The sequence below is a fragment of the Pseudomonas artemisiae genome, assembly GCF_057128685.1.
The window spans coordinates 21,878-44,922 of sequence record NZ_JBSKHS010000016.1; the positions used below are offsets into that span (position 1 = coordinate 21,878).

17 protein-coding genes are annotated in these 23,045 nt (G+C 61.5%); 9 read left to right on the top strand and 8 right to left on the bottom strand.

The window, feature by feature from the left end:
- Positions 1-55 precede the first annotated feature (55 nt).
- Positions 56-1,054: a GTP 3',8-cyclase MoaA gene (gene moaA, locus ACWKV4_RS17025; protein ID WP_483833278.1), complete on the bottom strand. Its 999-nt coding sequence runs from the start codon at positions 1,052-1,054 to the stop codon at positions 56-58.
- Between the two features lie 321 nt (positions 1,055-1,375).
- On the opposite strand from moaA, the gene tpx reads away from it, so the two are divergent.
- From tpx to ACWKV4_RS17050, 5 genes are all read left to right on the top strand, one after another.
- On the top strand, positions 1,376-1,876 hold the full coding sequence (gene tpx / locus ACWKV4_RS17030) for a thiol peroxidase (protein ID WP_483833279.1): 501 nt from the start codon (positions 1,376-1,378) through the stop codon (positions 1,874-1,876).
- 157 nt (positions 1,877-2,033) lie between these two features.
- Entirely contained in the window at positions 2,034-3,332 is a 1,299-nt protein-coding gene (locus ACWKV4_RS17035) for an MdtA/MuxA family multidrug efflux RND transporter periplasmic adaptor subunit (RefSeq protein WP_483833280.1), read from the top strand.
- Entirely contained in the window at positions 3,329-6,514 is a 3,186-nt protein-coding gene (locus tag ACWKV4_RS17040) for an efflux RND transporter permease subunit (protein WP_483833281.1), read from the top strand. The genes ACWKV4_RS17035 and ACWKV4_RS17040 overlap by 4 nt, the downstream gene beginning before the upstream one ends.
- Positions 6,511-9,618 (top strand): efflux RND transporter permease subunit, encoded by a 3,108-nt coding sequence (locus tag ACWKV4_RS17045; protein ID WP_483833282.1) that lies wholly within the window; start codon positions 6,511-6,513, stop codon positions 9,616-9,618. The genes ACWKV4_RS17040 and ACWKV4_RS17045 overlap by 4 nt, the downstream gene beginning before the upstream one ends.
- Positions 9,615-11,075: an efflux transporter outer membrane subunit gene (locus ACWKV4_RS17050; protein ID WP_483833283.1), complete on the top strand. Its 1,461-nt coding sequence runs from the start codon at positions 9,615-9,617 to the stop codon at positions 11,073-11,075. Before ACWKV4_RS17045 ends, ACWKV4_RS17050 begins: the two co-directional genes overlap by 4 nt.
- An 83-nt stretch (positions 11,076-11,158) precedes the next feature.
- Here the strand turns inward: ACWKV4_RS17050 and ACWKV4_RS17055 are convergent, their stop codons facing one another.
- From ACWKV4_RS17055 to ACWKV4_RS17070, 4 genes are all read right to left on the bottom strand, one after another.
- On the bottom strand, positions 11,159-11,497 hold the full coding sequence (locus ACWKV4_RS17055; protein WP_483833284.1) for a hypothetical protein: 339 nt from the start codon (positions 11,495-11,497) through the stop codon (positions 11,159-11,161).
- Positions 11,498-11,603: 106 nt separating this feature from the next.
- Positions 11,604-13,019, bottom strand: a complete 1,416-nt coding sequence (locus tag ACWKV4_RS17060) for an efflux transporter outer membrane subunit (protein ID WP_483833285.1) — start codon at positions 13,017-13,019, stop codon at positions 11,604-11,606.
- Entirely contained in the window at positions 13,016-14,047 is a 1,032-nt protein-coding gene (locus ACWKV4_RS17065; protein ID WP_483833286.1) for an HlyD family secretion protein, read from the bottom strand. The genes ACWKV4_RS17060 and ACWKV4_RS17065 overlap by 4 nt, the downstream gene beginning before the upstream one ends.
- On the bottom strand, positions 14,044-15,582 hold the full coding sequence (locus ACWKV4_RS17070; protein WP_483833325.1) for an MFS transporter: 1,539 nt from the start codon (positions 15,580-15,582) through the stop codon (positions 14,044-14,046). The genes ACWKV4_RS17065 and ACWKV4_RS17070 overlap by 4 nt, the downstream gene beginning before the upstream one ends.
- A 75-nt stretch (positions 15,583-15,657) precedes the next feature.
- On the opposite strand from ACWKV4_RS17070, the gene ACWKV4_RS17075 reads away from it, so the two are divergent.
- From ACWKV4_RS17075 to ACWKV4_RS17085, 3 genes are all read left to right on the top strand, one after another.
- Entirely contained in the window at positions 15,658-16,401 is a 744-nt protein-coding gene (locus ACWKV4_RS17075) for an IclR family transcriptional regulator (RefSeq protein WP_483833287.1), read from the top strand.
- A 164-nt stretch (positions 16,402-16,565) separates the two neighbouring features.
- Complete coding sequence (locus tag ACWKV4_RS17080) at positions 16,566-16,988, top strand: YsnF/AvaK domain-containing protein (RefSeq protein ID WP_483833288.1); 423 nt, start codon at positions 16,566-16,568, stop codon at positions 16,986-16,988.
- 43 nt (positions 16,989-17,031) lie between these two features.
- A complete protein-coding gene (locus ACWKV4_RS17085) occupies positions 17,032-17,991 on the top strand; it encodes a YsnF/AvaK domain-containing protein (RefSeq protein WP_483833289.1) in 960 nt (319 codons plus the stop codon).
- Between the two features lie 162 nt (positions 17,992-18,153).
- Here the strand turns inward: ACWKV4_RS17085 and ACWKV4_RS17090 are convergent, their stop codons facing one another.
- From ACWKV4_RS17090 to ACWKV4_RS17100, 3 genes are all read right to left on the bottom strand, one after another.
- The gene (locus ACWKV4_RS17090) at positions 18,154-19,305 is read right to left on the bottom strand and encodes an acyl-CoA dehydrogenase family protein (RefSeq protein ID WP_483833290.1); all 1,152 of its coding nucleotides are present in this window, start codon (positions 19,303-19,305) and stop codon (positions 18,154-18,156) included.
- Positions 19,306-19,340: 35 nt separating this feature from the next.
- The gene (locus ACWKV4_RS17095; protein ID WP_483833291.1) at positions 19,341-20,420 is read right to left on the bottom strand and encodes an enoyl-CoA hydratase/isomerase family protein; all 1,080 of its coding nucleotides are present in this window, start codon (positions 20,418-20,420) and stop codon (positions 19,341-19,343) included.
- 220 nt (positions 20,421-20,640) lie between these two features.
- Positions 20,641-20,808 carry a hypothetical protein gene (locus ACWKV4_RS17100; RefSeq protein ID WP_483833292.1) on the bottom strand — a complete coding sequence of 56 codons (168 nt, stop codon included), beginning with the start codon at positions 20,806-20,808 and terminating at the stop codon, positions 20,641-20,643.
- 202 nt (positions 20,809-21,010) lie between these two features.
- Between ACWKV4_RS17100 and ACWKV4_RS17105 the strand changes: the two genes are divergently transcribed.
- Positions 21,011-23,035 carry an alpha-1,4-glucan--maltose-1-phosphate maltosyltransferase gene (locus ACWKV4_RS17105; RefSeq protein WP_483833293.1) on the top strand — a complete coding sequence of 675 codons (2,025 nt, stop codon included), beginning with the start codon at positions 21,011-21,013 and terminating at the stop codon, positions 23,033-23,035.
- The last annotated feature ends 10 nt before the right edge of the window (positions 23,036-23,045 follow it).

Sequence of the window (23,045 nt, forward strand, 5' to 3'; positions counted from 1 at the left end):
GAGGGGAAAGCACATCCGTTGCGCTTGGCAGTGCGTCAGGGCCCCGCTCGCCCCATCAGCCGCCGGTCATATTCATAAAGCGTACCACCTGCACGTCGTCGTTCAGGGTGAAGTCATGGCGCAGCGGCTTGAGGGCCATGGCGTCAACGATGGCGTTTTCCAGCCGCTCAGGGTGGCCAGGGTTGGCTCGCAGCACGGATTTAAGGTCTACGGCATGCTCGTTGCCCAGGCACAATAACAACCGGCCTTCAACGGTCAGGCGCACCCGGTTGCAGGTGGCGCAGAAGTTATGGCTATGGGGCGAAATAAACCCGATGCGTGTTTGCGGGGCCTCTGCCAGGCGCCAGTAGCGAGACGGGCCATGGGTGGTGTCGGTGGCCGGTACCAGGGTGTAACGCTCAGCGATGCGCTCACGCACCTGGTCGCTGGAATAGAACGCCTCGGCGCGGCTGTGCTCGGTGATCACCCCCAGGGGCATCTCTTCGATGAAACTGATGTCCAGCCCACGGTCGATGGCAAAGCCCACGAGGTCGTTGATCTCGTGATCGTTGCGGCCCTTCATCACAACGCAGTTGAGCTTGGTGCGGCTAAAGCCGGCCGCGTTGGCGGCATCGATACCGGCGATCACCTGATTCAAGTCACCGGTGCGGGTAAGCTGGCGGAAGCGCTCTGGGTCCAGGCTGTCCAGGCTGATGTTCAGGCGGCTGAGGCCTGCATCACGCAGTGGCGCGGCCAGTCGGCCCAACTGAGAGCCATTGCTAGTCATGCACAGTTCTTGCAGGCCGGGCAGGGCGGCGATCTTGGCGCACAGCTCGACGATCCCGGCGCGCACCAGGGGCTCGCCGCCGGTCAGGCGAATCTTGCGCGTGCCCAGCGCCACGAAGGCCCGGGCGATTTCCGTAAGTTCTTCAAGGGTGAGAATACGTTGACGGGGCAGGAACTCCATGTCCTCGGCCATGCAGTACACGCAGCGAAAATCGCAGCGGTCCGTGACCGACATACGCAAGTAGTCGACCCGTCGGGCAAAGCTGTCGGTAAGGTGCCGCGGTGACATCTGTGCCTCGCTTGAATGAATGCAAAGTGCTTGCAGGGCGCCTGGCCGTGCCCGGTAAGGGTACGCCAGGACGAATGTTTCAGCACTCCTTGCACCAGCAAGGTAAGTGTTCCCTGCAATGCCGTCTAATTGCTTGTTGCGATGGCTTGATAGACAGCCTTGATGGCGGGGTGTTCGGTTGGGTCACTGCGCCAGTGGTCGCCGATCAATGCTCGGTCGTTGCGTGTGTTGGCGGTATTGATCCGTGACTTATATGGCAGGCCCTGGCCCATTCATGCTTAACTCGCCGCTTCCCTCAAACCCAACGAAAGGCGTTCTTTCATGGCTCAAGTGACCCTTAAAGGCAACCCTGTACGTGTGGATGGCCAGCTTCCCCAGCCTGGCAGTCAGGCCCCGGCGTTCACCCTGGTGGCAGGCGACCTGAGTGACAAGTCCCTCAGCGATTTCGCGGGCAAGCGCAAGGTGCTCAATATTTTCCCAAGTGTGGACACGCCCACCTGCGCAACCTCGGTGCGGACCTTCAACGCCCAGGCCAATGAGCTGGAAAACACCACCGTGCTGTGCATTTCGGCGGACCTGCCCTTTGCCCAGAAGCGCTTCTGCGGCGCCGAGGGGCTGGAGCATGTCGTCAACCTCTCCACCCAGCGCGGCCGTGAGTTCCTCGAGCGCTACGGCGTAGCTATCGCTGAAGGCCCACTCAAAGGCCTGACCGCGCGCGCTGTGGTAGTGCTGGACGAGCAAGACAAGGTGCTGTACAGCGAACTGGTACCGGAGATCGGCCAGGAGCCGAACTACGAGGCCGCCCTGGCAGTCTTGAAGTAATCTAAAGGCAGCGCGGCCTCCCGCTGCGCTGCTGTCTATGTCTGCCCACGTATTCATTACCTGTTGTTGCTGATACGTAAAAGAGCGGTAAAGGCGCTTTGCGAAACGCCCTGCAGTGCTTATCGTTCAGCGTCCTGAAGGAAAGCTGAGCCGTACCATGGTCGATAGCCCCCGTAGTCCCCGTTCCCGTTCACGCCGTTTTGGCTTGATGGCCCTGTTATTGCTGCTGGTAGCAGGTGCAGCGTTCTGGTATTGGAACCACCGCCACGCTGCTTCATCGAGCGCCGCTGCCCCTGGTCAAGGGCAGGCTCAAGGGCGCAGGCCTGGGCCCTTTGGCGAGGCCGCCGGCGCTACGCCGGTGCGGGTAGGTACTGTCACCCTGGGGGATTTCCCCGTTTACCTCAAAGCCCTTGGCACGGTTACCGCGCTCAATACGGTGAACGTACGCACCCGCGTGGCCGGCGAGCTGGTGAAAGTCAACTTCCAGGAAGGCCAAGCGGTGAAAGCCGGTGACCTGCTGGCCCAGATCGACCCGCGCAGCTATCGCATCGCGTTGCAACAGGCCGAGGGCACCCTGGGCGAGAACATGGCCCAGCTCAAGAACGCCCAGGTGGACCTCAAGCGCTACCGTGACCTGTTCGCCCAGGACAGCATTGCCCGGCAAACCCTGGATACCCAAGAAGCGCTGGTTGCCCAGTATCAGGCAACGGTGAAAACCAACACCGCCGCGGTCGAGGACGCCAAGCTCAATGTGCAATTCACCGAGATTCGAGCCCCGATCGCCGGGCGCGTGGGCCTGCGCCAACTGGACGCTGGCAACCTGCTGGCGGCCAACGACAGCACCGCCGTGGCCGTGGTCACCCAGATGCAGCCGATCAGCGTGGCCTTCACCTTGCCGGAAACCCAGATCGACCCGGTGCTGGGGCGTTACCGCAACGGCCAGGCACTGATTGTGGAGGCCTGGGACCGCGCCGACCGCCAGCAGGTGGCAAGCGGCGTGCTGGCAAGCCCGGATAACCAGATCGACACCAGTACCGGCACCCTCAAGTTCAAGGCCCGCTTCGATAACCAGCAGGAGCGGCTGTTCCCTAATCAGTTCGTCAACGTGCGGCTGCTGGTGGATACCTTGCGCCAAGTGGTATTGGCGCCCAGCGCGGCCATCCAGTTCGGTACCGATGGCACCTTTGTTTATGTAGTGGAAGGCGAGACTAAAGTACGGGTGCGGCAATTGAAGGTAGGTGCCAGCAATGGCACCTCCACGGTGATCGAAAGCGGCCTGGCCGCCGGTGACCGTATCGTGCTCGAAGGCACCGACCGTTTGCGCGACGGTGGCGAGGTGGAGGTGGTCAAAGACAACCGCGAACTGCCCACCAGCCCTGGCGAGCAACTGCACGGCGCCAAGCCCGGCGTGACTGACCCTGGGAGCAAAGGCGAGCAGGGCAAGGGCGGCGCATGAACCTTTCTCGCTTGTTCATCCTGCGGCCGGTCGCCACTACCCTGAGCATGCTGGCGATCGTGCTGGCCGGCCTGATCGGCTGGCGGCTCATGCCGGTATCGGCCTTGCCCCAGGTGGATTATCCGACCATTCGTGTGATGACCCTGTACCCAGGGGCCAGCCCACAGGTGATGACCAGCGCGGTCACCGCCCCCTTGGAACGGCAGTTCGGGCAGATGCCGGGGCTTGAGCAAATGGCATCCACCAGTTCCGGTGGCGCTTCGGTGATTACCCTGCGTTTCAGCTTGGCCCTGGACATGGACGTGGCTGAACAGGAAGTGCAGGCGGCCATCAACGCCGCCAATAATCTGCTGCCCAACGACCTGCCCGCGCCGCCGGTGTATAACAAGGTAAACCCGGCCGATACCCCCGTGTTGACCATCGCCATACGTTCCAAAACCCTGCCGCTGCCCAAGGTCAACGACCTGGTCGATACCCGTATGGCCCAGAAGATCGCTCAGATCGGCGGTGTGGGCATGGTGAGTATCGCCGGCGGGCAGCGCCATGCCGTGCGGATCAAGGTTAACCCACAGGCCTTGGCGGCGGCTGGTTTGAACCTGGCGGATGTGCGCAGCCTGATCGGCGCCTCCAACGTGAACCAGCCCAAGGGCAACTTTGACGGCCCTACCCGGGTGTCCATGCTTGACGCCAACGATCAGCTGCGCTCCCCGGAGGAGTACGCCAATCTCATCCTGGCCTACAAAAACGGCGCGCCGCTGCGCTTGCGGGATGTGGCCCAAATCGTCGACGGGGCGGAAAACGAGCGCCTGGCGGCCTGGGCCAACCGCAACCAGGCGGTACTGCTTAACATCCAGCGCCAGCCCGGTGCCAACGTCATCGAAGTGGTGGACCGGGTAAAAGCCGTGCTGCCAGGCCTGACCGCCAGCATGCCCGCGGGCCTGGACGTCACCGTGTTAAGCGACCGTACTCAGACCATTCGCGCTTCGGTGCGGGACGTGCAAATCGAATTGCTGTTCGCCATTGCCTTGGTGGTGATGGTGACCTTCCTGTTCCTGCGCAGGCTAAGCGCCACCCTGATTCCGTCCATCACCGTGCCGCTGTCGTTGATCGGCACCTTCGGCGTGATGTACCTGGCAGGCTTTTCGGTGAACAACCTCACGCTGATGGCCCTGACCATCGCCACCGGCTTCGTGGTGGACGACGCCATCGTGATGCTGGAGAACATCGCCCGGCATATCGAAGAAGGCGAAACCCCCTTCCAGGCGGCCATCAAGGGGGCGCGGCAAATCGGCTTCACGTTGCTCTCGCTGACGTTCTCGCTGATTGCCGTGCTGATCCCGCTGCTGTTCATGGGCGATGTAGTAGGGCGGCTGTTCCGTGAGTTTGCCATTACCCTGGCGGTGGCGATTTTGATTTCCCTGGTGGTGTCGCTCACCCTGACACCCATGATGTGCGCGCGGATGCTCAAGCGCGAACCTGAGCCGGCCGAGCAGTCGAAGTTCTACCGCGTCAGCGGCGCCTGGCTGGATTGGCTGGTGGCACGCTATTCCACCGGCCTTGGCTGGGTATTGCGGCATCAGCCCCTTACGCTTCTGGTAGCGGTGGCCACCTTGGCCCTGACCGTAGTGTTGTACCTGCTGGTGCCCAAAGGGTTCTTCCCGGTGCAGGACACAGGTTTCATCCAGGCCGTATCCGAAGCACCGCAGGCGGTGTCCTTTCAGGCCATGAGTGAGCGCCAGCAGGCCTTGGCCGAGATCATCCTGAAGGACCCGGCGGTGGAAAGCCTGTCGTCCTACATTGGTGTGGACGGGGACAACGCCACCCTTAATAGCGGGCGCCTGCTGATCAACTTAAAGCCCCACGGTGAGCGCAGCCTGAACGCTACCGAGGTGATTGCCCGCTTGCAGCCGGAAGTGGACACCTTGGTAGGCCTGCGGCTGTTTATGCAGCCGGTGCAAGACCTGACCATTGAGGATCGAGTCAGCCGTACCCAATTTCAGTTCAGCATGGCCTCGCCAGACCCTGAGCTGCTCAGCGAATGGACCGGCAAGCTGGTCGATGCGCTACGCCAGCGTCCTGAGCTGCGAGACGTGGCCAGTGACCTGCAAGACAAAGGCCTGCAAGTGTACCTGGACATCGACCGGGACGCGGCCATGCGCCTGGGCGTGCAGGTATCGGACATCACTAACGCGCTGTATGACGCCTTTGGCCAGCGGCAGATCTCCACCATTTACACCCAGGCCAACCAGTACAGGGTGGTGCTGCAATCAGCCGATGGCGGCCGGGTAGGCCCCGAAGCGCTGGAGCAGCTGTATGTGAAAGCCTCGGGCAGCACCGCCAGCGCCAGCGCCAACAATGGCAGCGATACCGCCAGCGGCACCGGCTCCGAGGCCAATGGCACTACCAGCACTATCACCAGTGGTGCTCAGGTTAGGCTAACGAGCCTGGCGCGGATCGAGCAGCGGCAGGCGCAACTGGCTATCTCTCACCTGGGCCAATTCCCCGCGGTCACGCTCTCCTTCAACCTGGCCAAGGGGGTGGCCCTGGGCGAAGCGGTAGAGGTGATTGAACAGGCCCAGCGGGACATCGGCATGCCCTTGGGCGTGCAAACCCAGTTCCAGGGAGCGGCAGCGGCCTTTCAGGCGTCCCTGTCCAGCACCCTGCTGCTGGTGCTGGCGGCGGTGGTGACCATGTACATCGTATTGGGGGTGTTGTACGAAAGTTACATCCACCCCATCACTATTTTGTCGACCCTGCCATCCGCGGCGGTGGGAGCGCTGCTGGCGTTGCTGCTAAGCGGCAACGACCTTGGCATGATCGCGATCATCGGCATCATTTTGCTGATCGGCATCGTTAAAAAGAACGCCATCATGATGATCGACTTTGCCTTGGAGGCTGAGCGCAGCCGGGGCATGGCGCCTCAGGACGCGATCTTCGAGGCGGCTCTGCTGCGCTTCCGGCCCATCCTGATGACCACACTGGCCGCGCTCTTTGGCGCCTTGCCTTTGATGTTCGCTACCGGTTCTGGTGCCGAGCTGCGTCAGCCGCTGGGCCTGGTGATGGTGGGCGGCTTGCTGGTCAGCCAATTGCTGACCTTGTTTACCACGCCGGTGATCTACCTCTGGTTCGACCGCGCCAGCCGCCGCTTTACTCGTACTCGCCCAGCGCAGGCCCCGGTGTGAACCTCTCTGGCCCCTTTATCCGCAGGCCGGTGGCCACCTTCTTGCTAAGCCTGGCGATCATCTTGCTGGGCGGGGTGAGCTTCGGCCAATTGGCGGTGGCGCCTCTGCCGCAAATGGACTTCCCGGTCATCGTGGTCAGCGCCAACCTGGCCGGCGCCAGCCCCGAGGTGATGGCCTCGTCCGTGGCCACGCCGCTGGAGCGTGCCTTCGGGGCGATCTCTGGGGTAACCAGCATGAACAGCCGTTCCAGCCAGGGTTCGACTCGGGTGATTCTGCAATTCGAGCAGGGGCGGGATATCAACGGTGCGGCGCGGGACGTGCAGGCGGCCATCAACGCTTCACGCAACCTGCTGCCCAGCGGCATGAAAAGCATGCCCACCTACAGAAAGATCAACCCGTCCCAGGCGCCGGTCATGGTGCTGGCGCTGACCTCGGCCTCCCTGAGCAAAGGGCGCCTGTACGACCTGGCTTCCACCATACTGTCGCCTACCCTGGCCCAGGTCAGTGGCGTGGGCGAGGTGCAGATTGGCGGCAGTTCGTTGCCAGCGGTACGCATCGAACTGGAACCGGCCCAGTTGAACCAATATGGCATTGCCCTGGATGACGTGCGCGCGGCGATCGACAGCGCCAACGTGCGCCAGCCCAAGGGTTTCGTGGAAGATGCCAGCCGGGCCTGGCAGGTGCAGGCCAACGACCAGTTGGAGCGGGCCAGCGACTACCGGCCCTTGGTAATCCGCCAGCAGGACGGGGCCATTCTCAGGCTAGGGGATGTGGCGCGGGTGACCGATGGCGTAGAGGACCGTTACAACAGCGGCTTCTACAACCGAAAGGATGCGGTATTGCTGGTGATCAACCGCCAGGCTGGGGCCAATATCCTCGAAACCGTGGAGGCCATCAAAGGCCATCTGCCGGCCCTGCGTTCGCTGCTGCCCGCTAACGTTTCGCTAGACGTGGCCATGGACCGTACCACCGTGATCAAGGCCACGCTCCATGAGGCCGAGCGCACCTTGCTCATTGCCGTGGTGCTGGTGGTGCTGGTGGTGTTTCTGTTCCTGGCCAATGGCCGCGCCGCGCTGATTCCCACCTTGGCGGTGCCGGTATCGCTGATCGGCACCTTCGCGGTGATGTACCTGTACGGGTTCTCCCTCAATAACCTTTCACTGATGGCGCTGATTTTAGCCACCGGGCTGGTGGTGGACGACGCCATCGTGGTGTTGGAGAACATTTCCCGGCATATCGACCAAGGCATGGAGCCGCTGCGGGCGGCCTACAAAGGAGCCCGTGAAGTGGGCTTTACCTTGTTGGCCATGAACACCTCCCTGGTAGCGGTGTTTCTGTCCATCCTGTACATGGGCGGTATCGTCGAGAACCTGTTCCGAGAGTTCTCCATCACCCTGGCCGCGGCCGTGGTGGTCTCCCTGGTGGTGTCCCTTACCCTCACGCCCATGCTGTGCGCCCGTTGGCTAAAGCCCCGTCCACCGGGGGAAGAAAACCGCCTGGAACGCTGGAGCAACAGGGTCAACGGTAAGCTGATGGCAGGCTACGGTCGCAGCCTGGGGTGGGTGTTGCGTCACCCCGTGCTGACCCTGGTGTCTTTGCTGGCGACCATCGTGCTCAACGTAGCGCTGTATGTAGTGGTGCCGAAAACCTTTATGCCGCAGCAGGACACCGGCCAACTGATGGGGTATATCCGGGGGGATGACGGCCTGTCCTTTACGGTGATGCAGCCCAAGATGCATCAATACCGTGACGCCCTCCTGGCCGACCCGGCGGTGCTCAGCGTGGCCGCTACCCTGGGCGGCAACAACGGCACCAATAATGCGACCATTCTGGTGCGGCTCAAGCCCCTGGCCGAGCGCAAGGTCTCGGCCCAGCACGTGATCGAGCGGCTGCGCCATAACATCCCCAAAATACCCGGCGGGCGGCTGATATTGTTTGCCGATCAAGACCTGCAATTCGGCGGCGCTCGGGATAATTCCAGTTCCCAGTACCAGTACATCATTCAAAGCGGTGACCTTACGGCGCTACGGGAATGGTTCCCTAAGGTTGTCACGCTGTTCCGCTCACTGCCAGAGCTGACCGCCATCGACGCCCGGGACGGCGCCGGTACCGCTCAGGTAACGCTGGTGGTGGATCGAGACCAGGCCAAACGCCTGGGCGTGGACATGAACACCGTGATGACGGTGCTTAACAATGCCTACAGCCAGCGGCAGATCTCAACCATCTACGACACCCTCAACCAGTACCGGGTGGTCATGGAAATCGACCCGCGCTATGCCCAAGACCCGGTCACCCTCGACCAGGTGCAAGTGATCACCAACAGCGGCAAGCGGGTACCCCTGGCCGCAGTAGCGCGCTACGAAAACAGCCTGGCCGATGACAGCGTAAGCCATGAAGGGCAGTTCGCGTCCGAGTCTATCTCCTTCGACCTGGCCGCCAACGTATCCCTGGACCGCGCCACCGCGGCTATCGAGCGCGGCTTGGCCGGGCTAGGCGTGCCGGATGAGGTGATCGTCAAGGCAGGAGGCAACGCCAATGCCTTTATGGACTCGCAAAAGAGCCAGCCTTGGATGATCCTCGGGGCGCTGATGGCGGTGTACCTGATCCTCGGTATTTTGTACGAAAGTTACATTCACCCGCTGACCATTTTGTCCACCTTGCCCTCGGCCGGGGTAGGGGCCTTGCTGGCCATTTACCTGACCGGTGGCGAGTTCAGCCTTATTTCCCTGCTGGGGCTGTTCCTGTTGATTGGCGTGGTGAAGAAAAACGCCATTTTGATGATTGACCTGGCCTTGCAGCTGGAGCGCGAAGAGCAGCTGCCGCCGCTGGAATCCATCCGCCAGGCGTGCCTGCTGCGTTTGCGGCCCATCCTGATGACCACCTTGGCCGCGGTGCTGGGCGCCTTGCCGCTGCTAATGGGCAGTGGTGACGGGGCCGAAATGCGCCGCCCTTTGGGCGTGGCCATCATTGGCGGGCTGCTGTTGAGCCAGGTTTTGACCCTATACACCACCCCAGTGGTGTACCTCGCCCTTGACCGCTTGCGCCACCGCTACAGCCGCTGGCGCGGCATACGCACCGACGCTGCCTTGGAAAACCCGTTATGACCGCCGTGCTACGTTCCGCCCCGTGGGCCAGTTCCTTGCGCTTGTTGGCCCTGGCCTGTTGTGCCGCTGGGCTGGCAGGTTGCGCCGTGGGGCCCGACTACCAGCGCCCGGCAGTGGCTACCCCAACACAGTTCAAGCAGGCCGAAGGCTGGCGCCAGGCTACTCCCGCCGATGACGTGGCCCGTGGTAATTGGTGGGAGGTCTACGGCGACCCTGAGCTCAACGCACTGGTGGCCAACTTGAACAACGGCAACCAGACCGTTGCCCAATACGAAGCCCAATACCGCCAGGCCCAAGCGCTGGTGCGTAGCGCCCGCGCGGCGTTCTATCCCACCATCGGCCTGACCGTGGACAAAACCCGTGCCGCCCAGGGCCGTGGCAGCAGTGGTTCGAGCCTGAGTAGTACCAGCAGTGGCATTCGCGATACCTATAACACGCAGTTAGGGGTGAGCTGGGAAGCGGACCTCTGGGGTAAGTTGCGCCGAGGCCTTGAAGCCGATACCGCTAGCGCCGGGGCGAGCTTCGCGGAGCTGGCGGCCATGCGCTTGAGCCTGCAAAGCCAGCTGGTACAAAATTACCTGCAGCTACGGGTGCTGGACGAGCAAAAGCGCCTTTTGCAGGCCACGGTGGAAACCTATCAGCGGTCCCTTACCCTGACTGAAAACCAGTACCGCGCAGGCGTGGCGGGGAGCGACGCCATTGCCTTGGCCCAGACCCAACTTAAAAGTACCCAGGCCGAACAGGTAGACCTGCAATGGCAGCGGGCCCAGTTGGAGAACGCCATTGCGGTGCTGATGGGCCAGCCGCCAGCGGCGTTCAGCCTGGCCGAACGGCAGGATGTGCCAAGGCTGCCCGACATTCCCCTAGGCGTGCCTTCGCAATGGTTGGAGCGCCGGCCCGATATCGCCTCGGCGGAGCGGTCGGTGATGGCCGCCAATGCCCAGATCGGGGTGGCCACCGCCGCCTATTACCCGGATTTCACCCTTAGCCTGGCGGGCGGCTATAGCTCCAGCACGTCGGCGAACTGGCTGAGCCTGCCTAACCGCTACTGGTCCGTTGGCCCACAACTGGCGTTGACCCTATTCGATGGGGGTGCCCGCTCCGCCGAGGTGCAACGCAGCCGTGCGGCCTATGACCAAACCGTCGCCCAGTACCGGCAAACGGTATTGGACGGCATGCGCGAGGTAGAAGACTACCTCAGCCAGTTGAAGGTCTACGACCAGGAGGCGGTACTGCGCGACCAGGCCCTGGCTGCGGCAAGGGACTCGTTGCGCTTGACCACCAATCAGTACAAGGCCGGCCTTATCGGCTACCTGGACGTGGTCACGGTACAGGCCACGGCCTTGAACAATGAACGTAGCGCGCTTGACCTGCTGCAAAATCGCCTGCTGGCCAGCGTAAACCTGATTGTCGCGCTGGGCGGTGGTTGGACTGCCGAACACCTGCCGCCTCAGTAAGCCCCGGGGCCCAGAAACACGCGCGCACAAAAAAGCCGGCGTCTGCTTAATGCAGCACACCGGCTTCGGCCAGCGTAAGGCGATTAGCTACCGCCGCCGCTGCCACCACCGCCGGAACCGCCGCCCGAGCCACCCGCGCCGCTGCCGCCGCCACTTGAGCCGCCACCGCCGCCGCCGCCGTCACTCGCGCCGCCGCCACCGGTGCCATTGCCCATGGTGCCGTTGCTCACGCCTGGGGTGCCTGGGGTGCTTGAACCCATGCCACCGGTGCTGTTGCCATTGCCGCCGCCTGTAGAGGAGGGGTTGGTGTTATTGCCACTGGTAGGTGCCGTGGTGTTGGTCGAATCCGCTGCCAGGGCCGCAACCGAGCTGGCGCCCAGCAAGCTGGCCAGAACCAGGCCGGTAAGTGTTTTCATGCTCATGGTAAATCTCCGCAAAGGTGGGGATTACCTTAGCTTGGGCGCAACGCTGCGCTTTAGGTGCCATACGGGCGACGAACGGCCTGCCCTAATTGTACGATGGCGAAGGTTATTCCGTGGCAGCGGGCCAGTCGCCTCCTAGGGCTTTGTACAAGCGCACCCGGTCCAGCGCTGCCTGGGTGGCGCTGGAAACCTGTGCGTTTTGAGTATCCAACAGCGCCCGTTGCACATTGAGCACGTTGAGAAAGTCGATAGCGCCTTCGCGGTAGCGCTGCCGGGCTACGCCCAAGGCGCGGTCGTTCTGCGCCACCGCCTCGGCCAGCGCCTGCTGGTGACGGCGCTCAGCGGCATAATCACTCAGCGCATCGTCAACCTCATGCCAGGCCTTCAACACCGTGCGTTGGTAGTCGATGGCTGCTGCCTGTTGCTGATGTTCACGCAGGGCCAAGGTGCCGGTCAGCCGGCCACCCTGGAAGACAGGCAGGTACAGGCTTGGCCCATAAGACCATTCCCGCGCGCCCCACGCCCCGAGGTCGCTACCGCTTAAGGCCTCGCTACCCAGGCTGGCGCCCAAGGTCAGGCGTGGGTAAAAGTCAGCCTGGGCTGCGCCGGTGGCCGCTACTGCCTGGTGCAGCGCTGCCTCAACCTGCTGGATATCAGGCCGCCGCTGGGCCAGTTGTGACGGCACGCCCATGGGAATGGCCGCCTCCAGGGTAGGCAGCGGGCGGGGTTCGTTCAGCTCACCGCTCAACGCCTGGGGTGGTAGCCCCAATAAGGCGCTTAGGGCGTTGATCAGCCGAGCCTGCTCGGCCTCCAGCATCGGCAGGCGCGCACGCACAGTCGCCACCTGGGCCGCAGCGTTGGCCACGTCCAATTGGGTGGTCACACCGTTATCGAATCGGGTCTGGGTCAATTGCTGGCTTTGTTGGGCGATCTCCAGGTTCTGCCGAGTCACTTGCCACTGCGCCTGCACGCCGCGTAACTGAAGGTAATCACTGGCGGTTTCGGCGGCCAGGCTGACCAGCAGGCCGTCACGCTCGGCCTGGCTGATCTTCACTTGCGCCTCGGCGGCTTCCACTTGCCGCCGCACCCGCCCCCAGAGGTCGACTTCCCAACTGGCATCCGCGGCCAGGGTCCAGAGTTCGAACGGCGCCTGCCCGCCACGCCCGGAAGGGTCATTCAAGCCGTCTGCGCTATTGCGCTCCCGGTTATAGCCCCCCTGGGCAGACACTCCAGGCAGGCGCTCGCCCCGGGTGATGCCTTGGAGCACGCGGCTTTGCTCGAGGCGGTTGGCAGCCAGTTGTACGTCCAGGTTGCCGCTTACCGCTCGCTTAACCAAGCTGGCCAGTTGCGGGTCGCCCAGGTCCTGCCAGCTGTAGCGGGCGGCGCTTCCCACAGACGCCCCTGGCCACTGCGCGGGGAGGGCCGGCTGCGGCGCCTGGTAGGCAGGCCCCAGGGTGCAACCGGCCAAGGACGCGAGCAATACTGCCGTCACGTTTCCTAGACGCAAGCCATGGGGTTTCATCGATCACCCTCGCTGATGTCCACATCCACCACCACTGACATGCCTACCCGCAAGCGTTCCAGCGCCTGGGGGCTGTCATCGAAGCGGATCTTTACCGGAATGCGTTGCACTACTTTAGTGAAGTTGCCCGTGGCGTTGTCTGGCGAAATCGCCGAGAAGCTCAGGCCCGTGGCGGGTGCCAGGCTTTCCAGATGGCCATGCAAGGGCAGGTCGGGGTGGCTGTCCGCCTTGATGCTCACCGGTTGGTTGGCGTGCATATGGGCCAACTGGGTTTCCCGGAAGTTGGCCACCACATACACCTGTTCTACGGGCACCACGGCCATCAGCGGGGTGCCCAGGGCCACATAGGCGCCAACCCGAGCCGAGCGCTGGCCGATCATGCCGTCCTGGGGTGCGAGGATGCGGGTCCAGCTTAGGTTCAGGTCCGCCTGGCGCAGGTCCGCGCGGGCTTTGTCCAGGGTTGCCTGGGCCATGTCCCGCTGGGCCTTGAGCACGTCCAGGCTGCGCGCGGCGGCAACCTGTGCGGCGGCATCGCGATCACGCCCGGCCTGGGCGCCCAGCAGGTCGGCTTCGGAGCGCTGGCGCTCTTGCTGGGTGCCGGCGCCGCTATTGGAAAGGTTCAAGTAGCGCTGGGCGTTGGCCTGAGCGTATTTGAGCGAGGCCTCGGTAGCGCGCAGGGTTGCCCCAGCCTGGGTAATCAGAGCCGCCTGGCGCTCGATGCTGGCCTGGAGGTTATGCAGTTGCGCCTCGGCGCCTGCCACGTTGGCCTGGGCCGCCGCCTGAGCCGCGAGAAATGCACTGTCGTCCAGCCGTGCTAGCAGTTGCCCGGCTTTGACCTTCTGATTGTCGTCCACGGCCACTTCAACGATCTGCCCTGCCAGGCGCGGGGCCACCAGTACGGAGTCGGCACGGATATAGGCATCGTCCGTGCGCTCCACGGCGCCGGTGGCGGCCAGGCGCCAGCCGCCGTAAGCCACGCAGGCTATAAGGGCCAGGCCAGCCAGGGCAAAGGAGGTTTTGTGCTTCATGAGGGTACCGGGGGTTGCGGTGGATAGGCGCGTTTAGGCAGGGTCAGCAGTATCACTACCAAGGTCACGGCCACGGCGATCAATGCCAGCCAGGCATCGGCGTAGGTCAGGGTCAGTGCCTGCTCGTGCACGCGCTGGCCAAGGCCTTCGGCCTGGTCGGCGGGCAGGCCGGGCAAGCGGTTGGCCACCTGGTCGAGCAAGTGGTTGGAGTGTAGGTGCTCGCGGTGGGTAACGAAGTTTTCCAGGGCCACCCCGGCAATCACCGAGGCCAGGCCCCGCAGGCTGTTGACCATGGCCGAGGCAAAAGGGCCTTCAAGGGGGTGTATTACCCCGGTGGCCAGCATCAACAGCGGCACCACTACCATAGGCTGGCCAAAGGTATGCAGCCACTGCAGGGCATAGAAGTCATCGCGTATCCAGGCGCTGGTCACCTGAGAAGCCAAAAGGGTAGCGAGGGCCATCAAGCCTAACCCTGCCGCGATCACATAGCGCGCGTCCACCCAATTGCGGTTGATGGCCCAGGCTACCAGCGGTGCGACCAGCAGCTGCGGTAGGGCAATAGTCAAGGCCAGGGGCATGGTTTGCAGGGGGCGATAGCCTTGCACGCTGGCCAAATACGCCGAGGGCACTGCGCTGCCGGCTAAGCCCAGGAACATAAACAGCATCAAGGTTGAAATGCCAAAGGCGAAGTTACGCCTGCCCAGCAGCTGCAACTTGAACAGCGGCAGCGGGTGGAACCATTCGTTGAACACAAACAGTGGCAGGCACAGCGCGGCCCCGAGCAATAGGCCAGTGATCAGGGGCGAGGCGAACCAGTCCAGGCGTTCGCCCTGGGTCAGGCCGATGATCAACAGGCTCAGCCCTGTTGCGCCTAACAGCGCCCCACGCCAATCGAATTGGCGTAGCCGTTCCAACCGTAAAGGGTCCTGGGGCAAGCCATAGGCGATCAGCGCGGCCCCGCCCAGGCAAGGCGGAATGATCTGCCACATCAGCAGGCGCCAGTCTGCGTTCTCGGCCCACAGCGCGGCCAGCGGCAGGGCCAGGTTGGGCCCGAAGGTCGCGGTTAACGCATAGGCCGACAGGCCATAAAGCTTTATATGCCAAGGCAGGAAACGCAGGGCTGCGGTCATCAGCAGCGGCGGCAGGGCGCCACCGGCCAGCCCTTGCAGTATGCGTAGCGCAATAAGGCTGGGGAAGTTGGGAGCCAGCGGCGCCAGCACCCCTAATACCCCAAACGCAACCGTGGCCACCACCGCGAAACGTCGCAGGGAAAACGTCACCGCGAACCAAGGGGCCAGCAACATGGCGCAGACTTCCGCTGCCGCATAGGCGGAGGTAAACCAGCTACCTTCATCATGCCCCAGGCCGAAGGCGCCCAGCAGGTCTGCCAGGGCAATGTCAGTGACGCGGTCGTTGATCCCCGAAGTAAGCGCAGCGATCAAAACGCCCACCAAGCCCAGCGCAAGCCGCCCAGTAAAGGGGGCGGGCTTGGGCAAGGGTAGCGCCTGGGGAGCAGGAGAAGAGGGCACGGATATCCTGAAACAAAAAACGGGAACTGAAGGAAATAATTCGATACAGTGTACCGGTCAGCGATACAAGGAGCAATGGGTATGTCTGCAAGTGATCCCGAACGGGGCGGTATTCAGGTCATTTCAAGGGCGGCGGCGATTTTGCGCTGCCTGGAAGCTGAACCTCTCGGGCTGAGCCTGGGTGTGATCGCCAAACGCATAGACTTGCCGCGCTCTACAGTGCAGCGCCTGGTCGACGCCCTGGCTTCTGAGCAGTTGCTGGAAACAGGCGGCGCGGCCGGCATACGACTGGGCCCTGCGCTTATGCGGTTGGCCACGCGCAGCCATCTGGACCTCACCGCGCGCGTAAGGCCTTACCTTGAGGCGCTTTCCCAGCGCACCGGAGAGACCGCCGTATTGGCCCACGCCAGCGGGCTGGAATTGGTAATCCTGCACTCGGTGGTGTCTAGCCAAACCCTACGTGTCGCCCCCGGGGTCGACAGCTTGCTGAGCATTTACGCCACGTCCTGCGGGAAGGTGATTCTGGCGCAGATGCCGGAGCAGAGCGTTCGCGAATTGTTGAGCGGCAAGATGCAGCCACTGACACCTAACACCCTAAGCCTTGAAGCCCTGTTGAAGCAGCTAAAAGAGGTCAGGGCGCAGGGGTACTCCTGCGATTACGAAGAACACTTACCTGGGGTAGGTGCCATGGCGGTGGTGCTCAATACCGCCCAAGGGGTATATGGCCTAAGCCTGGTTGGGCCTGCGGCGCGGATCAAAGCCAATGAAGCGGCCAACCGGCAAGCCCTTCTGGCGTATCAGGCGTTGATCGATAAGGCCAATTAGCGTCGCGTTAACAGCGCTGAGTACTGGTCAGGCTGTGAAATTTTCGTTGGGAACACAACCGTTCGTCTGTCATTGCCGCTCGGTTGGCATTAGGTTGAACTCAAGCTGCTCTTGCTTACTCCAGTAAATAGCAGCAGAGGAATGCACTTCTCAAAGGCGTAATGATGGACACCCCTGATTCAAAGCAAGCTTACGATCCAATACCCGTTATCGAAGAGCAGTTGAGCGTGAGCAAACGCACGGTGCGCACGGGAACAGTTAAGGTCGAAAAAGCGGTTGAGGCCCATGATTATATCGTTACCGAAAGCCTTCGCTCGGAAAACGCCGTAGTAGAGCGGGTAACCATAGGCGAAGAAGTCGATGCCAGTCAGCCTCCACAGGTGCGTATTGAAAACGGCGTTACAATCATTCCGGTTTTGGAAGAAGTGCTGGTCGTTGAAAAGCGGTTGATCCTCAAGGAAGAGCTGCATATTCGCCAAGTTGTAAACGAAGAACTTTTTAGCCAGCCTGTGACTCTTAAGAAGGAACGGTTGGTGGTCAGTAGAACTGGCCTTGAAAATACTCCTGAAGAGCAGGGTGATATTTAGCCCGCCTTTTAAAATTTCTCCAAGCTTGATTTGAGAGGTATATATGAACCATACATTAGTTGCCGCTTTCGACTCGATGACCGAAGCTCAAAGTGCTAAAGACGCATTGATGGGCATTAATATCGACCAAAGCGCTATCAAATTGTCTTCCCAAGAAGCAGCGGTTGCTGGTTCCACGACCACCGTGGGCGCGATTTCCGACCATAGCACCGACTACCATGGCAGCAGCCACCATGGTGAATCTTTCGGCGAGAAAATCAGCCACTTCTTCGGCTCCCTGTTTGGCGAAGACGACCACGGTAAGCCACACCAGTACGCGTCGGCATACCCAGAAGCCTACAAGCGTGGTGCTACCCTGCTGACCGTGACCGTTGCCACCGATGAAGAAGTGGAACGTGTGCAAGACGTGCTGGAAAGCAGCAATGCTATCGATATTGATGAGCGTTCTACTACTTGGACCGATGGCGCTGGCGTAGCTGCTGGTGTGACTCACCTGGCGGGCGATCATCATGGCGCGGGCGTTCATGCTACGTCCGGGACCACCGCCCCGCTGACGTCCGGCTATGACGCTAGTGTTACCGACGCTACGGCTATTCCCGTGATTGAAGAAGAGCTGAAGGTTGGCAAGCGCAAAGTCACCAAGGGCAAAGTGCGCGTGGTTACCCATGTAACCGAGCGCCCAGTGCAAGAATCGGTCAGCCTGCATGAAGAACATGCCAAGATCGACCGCACCGCTGTGAACCGCGAAGCGACCGCAGCCGACCTCGCCGCGTTCAAGGACGGCAGCATCGAGATCACCGAGACTGCCGAAGAGGCCGTTGTGGCCAAGACCGCTCGAGTGGTTGAAGAAGTACGTGTAGGTACCGAAGCGACCGACCGCACCGAGACGATCCATGACACCGTGCGTCGTACCGATGTGGATGTAGCGACCGAGCATGCCGAAGGTGTTACGACGGCAACTACCGCTCCGTTGAACGCGCCTGTGACTGATCGCAAGTTCTGATACGCATGGCCTAAAACGCCGCTGCCCCTAGGGTCAGCGGCGTTTTTGCATCAAAAATAGGGTTCGCTCCTACGAGCGATCTCCGAGGGCCTCACATACACTGTAGGAGCCCATCAAAGCGGGCGAACTTGGGCATCCCTGGTTCGCGAGCCTTGCTCGCTCCTACAAGCCGTTTCGGACCATTTCTCTGGCGATTACCAGCCGCTGGATCTCGCTGGAGCCTTCGTAGATCTGGGTAATCCGGGCGTCGCGGTAGTATTTCTCTACTGGGTAGTCTTCCAGATAGCCGTAACCGCCATGAACCTGAATCGCCTTGGAACAGACCCACTCGGCCATCTCGGAGGCGAACAGCTTGGCTTGGGAGGCCTCGGAAAGGCAGGGCAGGCCGGCGGTGCGCAGGCGCGCGGCATGTAGCACCAGTAGCCGTGCAGCATTGACCCGGGTGTGCATGTCCGCCAGTAGGTTGGCAACGCTCTGGTGCTCGACGATAGCCTGACCGAACTGTGTACGCTCACGGCCATAGCGCAGGGCTGCTTCCAAGGCCGCTCGGGCAATGCCTACTGCTTGAGCACCAATGCCGATACGGCCACCTTCAAGGTTGGACAAGGCAATGTTCAAGCCCTTACCTATGTCGCCCAGTAGGTTCTCTGCTGGCACTCGGCAGTTGCTTAGGGTGATAGCGCAGGTGTCAGAGGCGCGAATACCCATCTTATGTTCGCTCCGGTCCACCACGAAGCCTGGCGTGGCTGTAGGTACCAGAAAGGCCGACAAACCTTTTTTGCCCAGTTGCGGATCAGTGACCGCGAACACGATCGCCAACTCAGCACGCCGGCCATTGGTGACGAATTGCTTGGCGCCGTTGATGACCCACTCATCCCCTTGCCGCTCGGCCCGCGTACGCAGGTTGTGGGCTTCCGAGCCTGCATGGGGTTCAGTCAGGCAGAAGCAGCCGATGGCTTGACCAGAGGCAAGGCGCGGTAGCCAGGTATCTTGCTGCGCGGGCGTGCCGAACTTGAGAATCGGCCCGCAACCCACGGAGTTGTGCACGCTCATCATGGCGCCCACCGCGCCATCGGCGGCGGAAATTTCTTCGACCGCCAGCGCATAGGCCACATAGTCCAGGTAACTGCCGCCCCATTGCTCGGGTACGACCATGCCCAGCAACCCAAGCTCACCCATCTGCGCGACGACTTGATCATCGATCCAGCCGGCTTTTTCCCAAGCCTGGGCATGGGGAGCGATCTGGCCCTGGGCAAACTGGCGGGCCATGTCACGGAACATGATGTGTTCTTCGTTCAGCTCAAGGTCTTGCATCCATCACTCCCTGGCAAGCCTAGTGCCCTTACGGGTTACAGGCCCTCAAATAGTTCTTGTAATTGTCGTGGGCCCGGCGCTGGCTTCCAGGTAGGCCGTTTATCTTTTTCAATCAACAACGCACGCACGCCTTCGAGTAAGTCGCCTTGTTCGAACCATTGCCTGGCCAAGTGCAGTTCCATATGAAAGCAACTCTCTAACGTCAACTGGCGCCCAAACACCAGCATCTCTCGGGTTACTGCCATGGCCAGGGGGGAGCGCTGGGCCATGTCGTCCGCGGTACGCAACGCCCAGTCCCGGCTGTCCGCTACGTTCACCTGGCGCAGTTGCTCGATGATACTGGGGACCTCCGGCTGGTTGAAAAAATGATCGATGGCCGGGCGCAACCGATCCATTGGTGGAGTGGGCAGCACCTGAACACCCAGCCGCGCGAGTATGTTCTGTACGTCTTTGAGGGGCATTGCAGACCACTGGGTTTTATCCAGCCGCTCCTCGAACTGCGCCAGGCGATCATGTTCGACGAACCAGTCCGCCAGGCCGCAATACAGAGCATCAGCGGCCTGAATTCGCGTGCCGGTGATGCCTAGGTACAAACCAATCGCGCCTGGCAAGCGCGAGAGAAAATAACTGGCGCCTACATCGGGGAAGAACCCGATGGCTGTTTCCGGCATCGCTAGCCAGCTACGTTCGGTCACTATCCGTAGCTCAGCGGCTTGCGCCAGGCCCATGCCGCCACCCAAGGTAAAGCCGTCCATCAATGCCACTATGGGCTTGCGGAATTGGTGAAGGGCCAGGTCCAAGGCGTATTCCTCCGTGAAAAACGCCTCGTGCAGCCCTTCGTTACGCTGATAGCTCTGGCACAGCGCCCGTACGTCGCCACCGGCGCAAAAGCCCTTGCTGCCCGCGCCTTGCAGCACCACCACATAAATAGCATCGTCCTGCGCCCACTCCGCGAGCCGCGCACTCAGTGCTCGAACCATACACAGGTTCAGCGCGTTGATCCCAGAGGGGCGATTGAGGGTAAGGTAACCCACATGGTTACGAACCTCACTGAGCACCAGATCAGTGTGAGCGGTGGCATCCTGGCCATTGGCGGATAGAGCCTGTACAGACATTAGCGAAGTCCCTGCTTATTGTTGAGGCGAGCCCGCGGCGCACGCGTGTTGCTGGGTGGCGCCATCCTTACATGGGAAGGTGCGCGCTACAACGGGCATCGGCGCAGCGTTGGCGTGCGTTTTCGCCAAGGAGCTACCCGCCCTTGTAAGACCGGATCCAAACTCCTTGGTTCGTGCATTTATCATCATCATGCTAGAGGTATCGCTGCTTACGCCAGCGTCAGGCGCGCTCTGGCGGCGAGTGGTCAGGCGGATCGCCAATGGTTGGGTCCGTGCCCGGTGGTGGCGGTGTTATATCAGGGTCCTCCACGGGCACCGACGAAGGCAGAGCAGGGTCGTCGATATTCGGGTCGGGAATGTCCAGTGGCTCTGGGATCGGTAAGCTCATGGTCATGCTCCTTTTAAGGATAGGCTTAAAGAAGACCACGCCAGCCTGGTAAACGCACCCTGCCATCCTAGACAAGGCGACAGGCGCACACCGCTTGAACTTTCATTTTCGCTCAGCCTCCGTATTCAAAGGTCGAGGCCGTCCGGCTTCGGCAAGGTACGAGTCACTGCACAGCGCCATAAGGCGTAGGGAGCGAAGGTCAATGACGGTGGAACAAACCTTTGAATCGAGACCAGGCGCCCCCCACGAGGAGCACTTGGAACACCGCTTGAGCGTCTCGCAAGCCACATCGCTGGCGCGGGTCGCTATCGAAGATGTATCCCCGGTACTGGACGGCGGCGCCTGGCCGGTGAAGTCCTTGCCGGGCCGCGCAATTACCGTGGACGCCAAAGTATTCACCGATGGTCACGACAAACTCGCGGTAATGCTGCGCTGGCATAAGGTTGGCAGCGACCAGTGGCACGGCACGCCTATGGTCGAGTTGGGCAATGACAGTTGGCAGGCTGAAGTGGCGTTCGATGAAGTGGCGCGCCATAGCTTTATAATTGAGGCTTGGCGTGACGAGTACGCCAGCTACCGCTACGAGCTGGAAAAGAAATACGGCGCTGGCGTGAACATCGAGCTGGAACTGGAAGAGGGCAGGTTGCACCTGGCCCATGCCATTGAGCGTAGCGAAGGTGACCTGCGTAGTCGCCTGCAGACCGTGCACGACCGTCTCGGCGAGCTGGACACTAACCAGAAAGTCGCCTTGCTTCTTGAGCCTCACACTGCCCAGGCGATGCATGAGGCGGATAACCGTCCGTTCCTGAGCCGCAGCCCTGAGTACCCGGTAGAGGTAGAGCGCAAACTTGCCGAGTTCGCCAGTTGGTATGAACTGTTCCCGCGCTCGATCACTGACGACCCCACCCGCCACGGCACCTTCAACGATGTACACGGCCGCCTGCCGATGATTCGCGACATGGGTTTCGACGTGCTGTATTTCACGCCCATTCACCCTATCGGCCGATCACACCGCAAAGGCCGCAACAACTCCCTCGATGCAGGGCCCGATGACGTGGGCAGCCCCTATGCGATCGGTAGCCAGGACGGTGGCCACGACGCCATCCACCCACAGTTGGGTGACCGCGAGGATTTCCGCCGCCTGGTGAAAGCGGCGGCCGACCATGGCCTGGAAATCGCCCTGGACTTCGCTATCCAGTGTTCCCAAGACCACCCGTGGCTGCAACAGCACCCTGGCTGGTTCTCCTGGCGGCCAGACGGCACCATCCGCTATGCGGAAAACCCGCCGAAGAAATACCAAGACATTGTTAACGTGGACTTCTATGCCGCGGATGCTGTGCCTTCGCTGTGGCTGGAATTGTGCGAAGTGGTGTGGGGCTGGGTACAGGAAGGGGTGAAAATCTTCCGTGTGGACAACCCGCACACCAAGCCCCTGCCGTTCTGGCAGTGGATGATCGAAGAAATCCGTAGCCGCGACCCGGAGGTCATGTTCCTGGCCGAGGCCTTTACCAAGCCTGCGATGATGGCGCGCCTGGGCAAGGTGGGTTACAGCCAGAGCTATACCTACTTTACCTGGCGTAATACCAAGGCCGAACTGCAAAAGTATTTCACCGAACTGAACCAGCCGCCATGGTCGTTGTGCTACCGGCCTAACTTCTTCGTCAATACGCCAGACATCAACCCATTCTTCCTACATGACAGCGGGCGCCCTGGGTTCTTGATCCGTGCGGCCCTGGCGACCATGGGCTCGGGGTTGTGGGGGATGTACTCAGGGTTCGAACTGTGCGAGTCGGCGCCGATTCCTGGCAAGGAAGAGTACTTGAACTCTGAAAAATATGAGATTCGCGTACGGGACTTCACCCAGCCGGGAAACATTATTGCCGAAATTGCCCAGCTCAACCGTATTCGCCGACAGAACCCCGCCTTGCAGAGCCATTTGGGCGTAGAGTTCTACAATGCTTACAATGACAACATTCTGTACTTCGGCAAGCGCACCCCGGATAAGCAGAATTTTATCCTGATTGCGATCAACCTGGACCCTGACAACACCCAGGAAGCGACCTTCGAGTTGCCGCTGTGGGAATTGGGCCTGGATGACAATGCTTCGGTCAATGGCGAAGACCTGATGACCGGGCACCGTTGGACCTGGCATGGCAAGACCCAATGGACTCGCCTGGAGCCACATATGCCCTTCGGTATCTGGCGCATGGAAAAGCCTTCACTTTGATGGAAGACCT

Coding starts and splice junctions, on each gene's coding strand:
- moaA (WP_483833278.1), bottom strand. CDS start 1,054: ATGTCACCGCGGCACCTTACCGACAGCTTTGCCCGACGGGTCGACTAC.
- tpx (WP_483833279.1), top strand. CDS start 1,376: ATGGCTCAAGTGACCCTTAAAGGCAACCCTGTACGTGTGGATGGCCAG.
- ACWKV4_RS17035 (WP_483833280.1), top strand. CDS start 2,034: ATGGTCGATAGCCCCCGTAGTCCCCGTTCCCGTTCACGCCGTTTTGGC.
- ACWKV4_RS17040 (WP_483833281.1), top strand. CDS start 3,329: ATGAACCTTTCTCGCTTGTTCATCCTGCGGCCGGTCGCCACTACCCTG.
- ACWKV4_RS17050 (WP_483833283.1), top strand. CDS start 9,615: ATGACCGCCGTGCTACGTTCCGCCCCGTGGGCCAGTTCCTTGCGCTTG.
- ACWKV4_RS17055 (WP_483833284.1), bottom strand. CDS start 11,497: ATGAGCATGAAAACACTTACCGGCCTGGTTCTGGCCAGCTTGCTGGGC.
- ACWKV4_RS17060 (WP_483833285.1), bottom strand. CDS start 13,019: ATGAAACCCCATGGCTTGCGTCTAGGAAACGTGACGGCAGTATTGCTC.
- ACWKV4_RS17065 (WP_483833286.1), bottom strand. CDS start 14,047: ATGAAGCACAAAACCTCCTTTGCCCTGGCTGGCCTGGCCCTTATAGCC.
- ACWKV4_RS17075 (WP_483833287.1), top strand. CDS start 15,658: ATGTCTGCAAGTGATCCCGAACGGGGCGGTATTCAGGTCATTTCAAGG.
- ACWKV4_RS17080 (WP_483833288.1), top strand. CDS start 16,566: ATGGACACCCCTGATTCAAAGCAAGCTTACGATCCAATACCCGTTATC.
- ACWKV4_RS17085 (WP_483833289.1), top strand. CDS start 17,032: ATGAACCATACATTAGTTGCCGCTTTCGACTCGATGACCGAAGCTCAA.
- ACWKV4_RS17090 (WP_483833290.1), bottom strand. CDS start 19,305: ATGCAAGACCTTGAGCTGAACGAAGAACACATCATGTTCCGTGACATG.
- ACWKV4_RS17095 (WP_483833291.1), bottom strand. CDS start 20,420: ATGTCTGTACAGGCTCTATCCGCCAATGGCCAGGATGCCACCGCTCAC.
- ACWKV4_RS17100 (WP_483833292.1), bottom strand. CDS start 20,808: ATGAGCTTACCGATCCCAGAGCCACTGGACATTCCCGACCCGAATATC.
- ACWKV4_RS17105 (WP_483833293.1), top strand. CDS start 21,011: ATGACGGTGGAACAAACCTTTGAATCGAGACCAGGCGCCCCCCACGAG.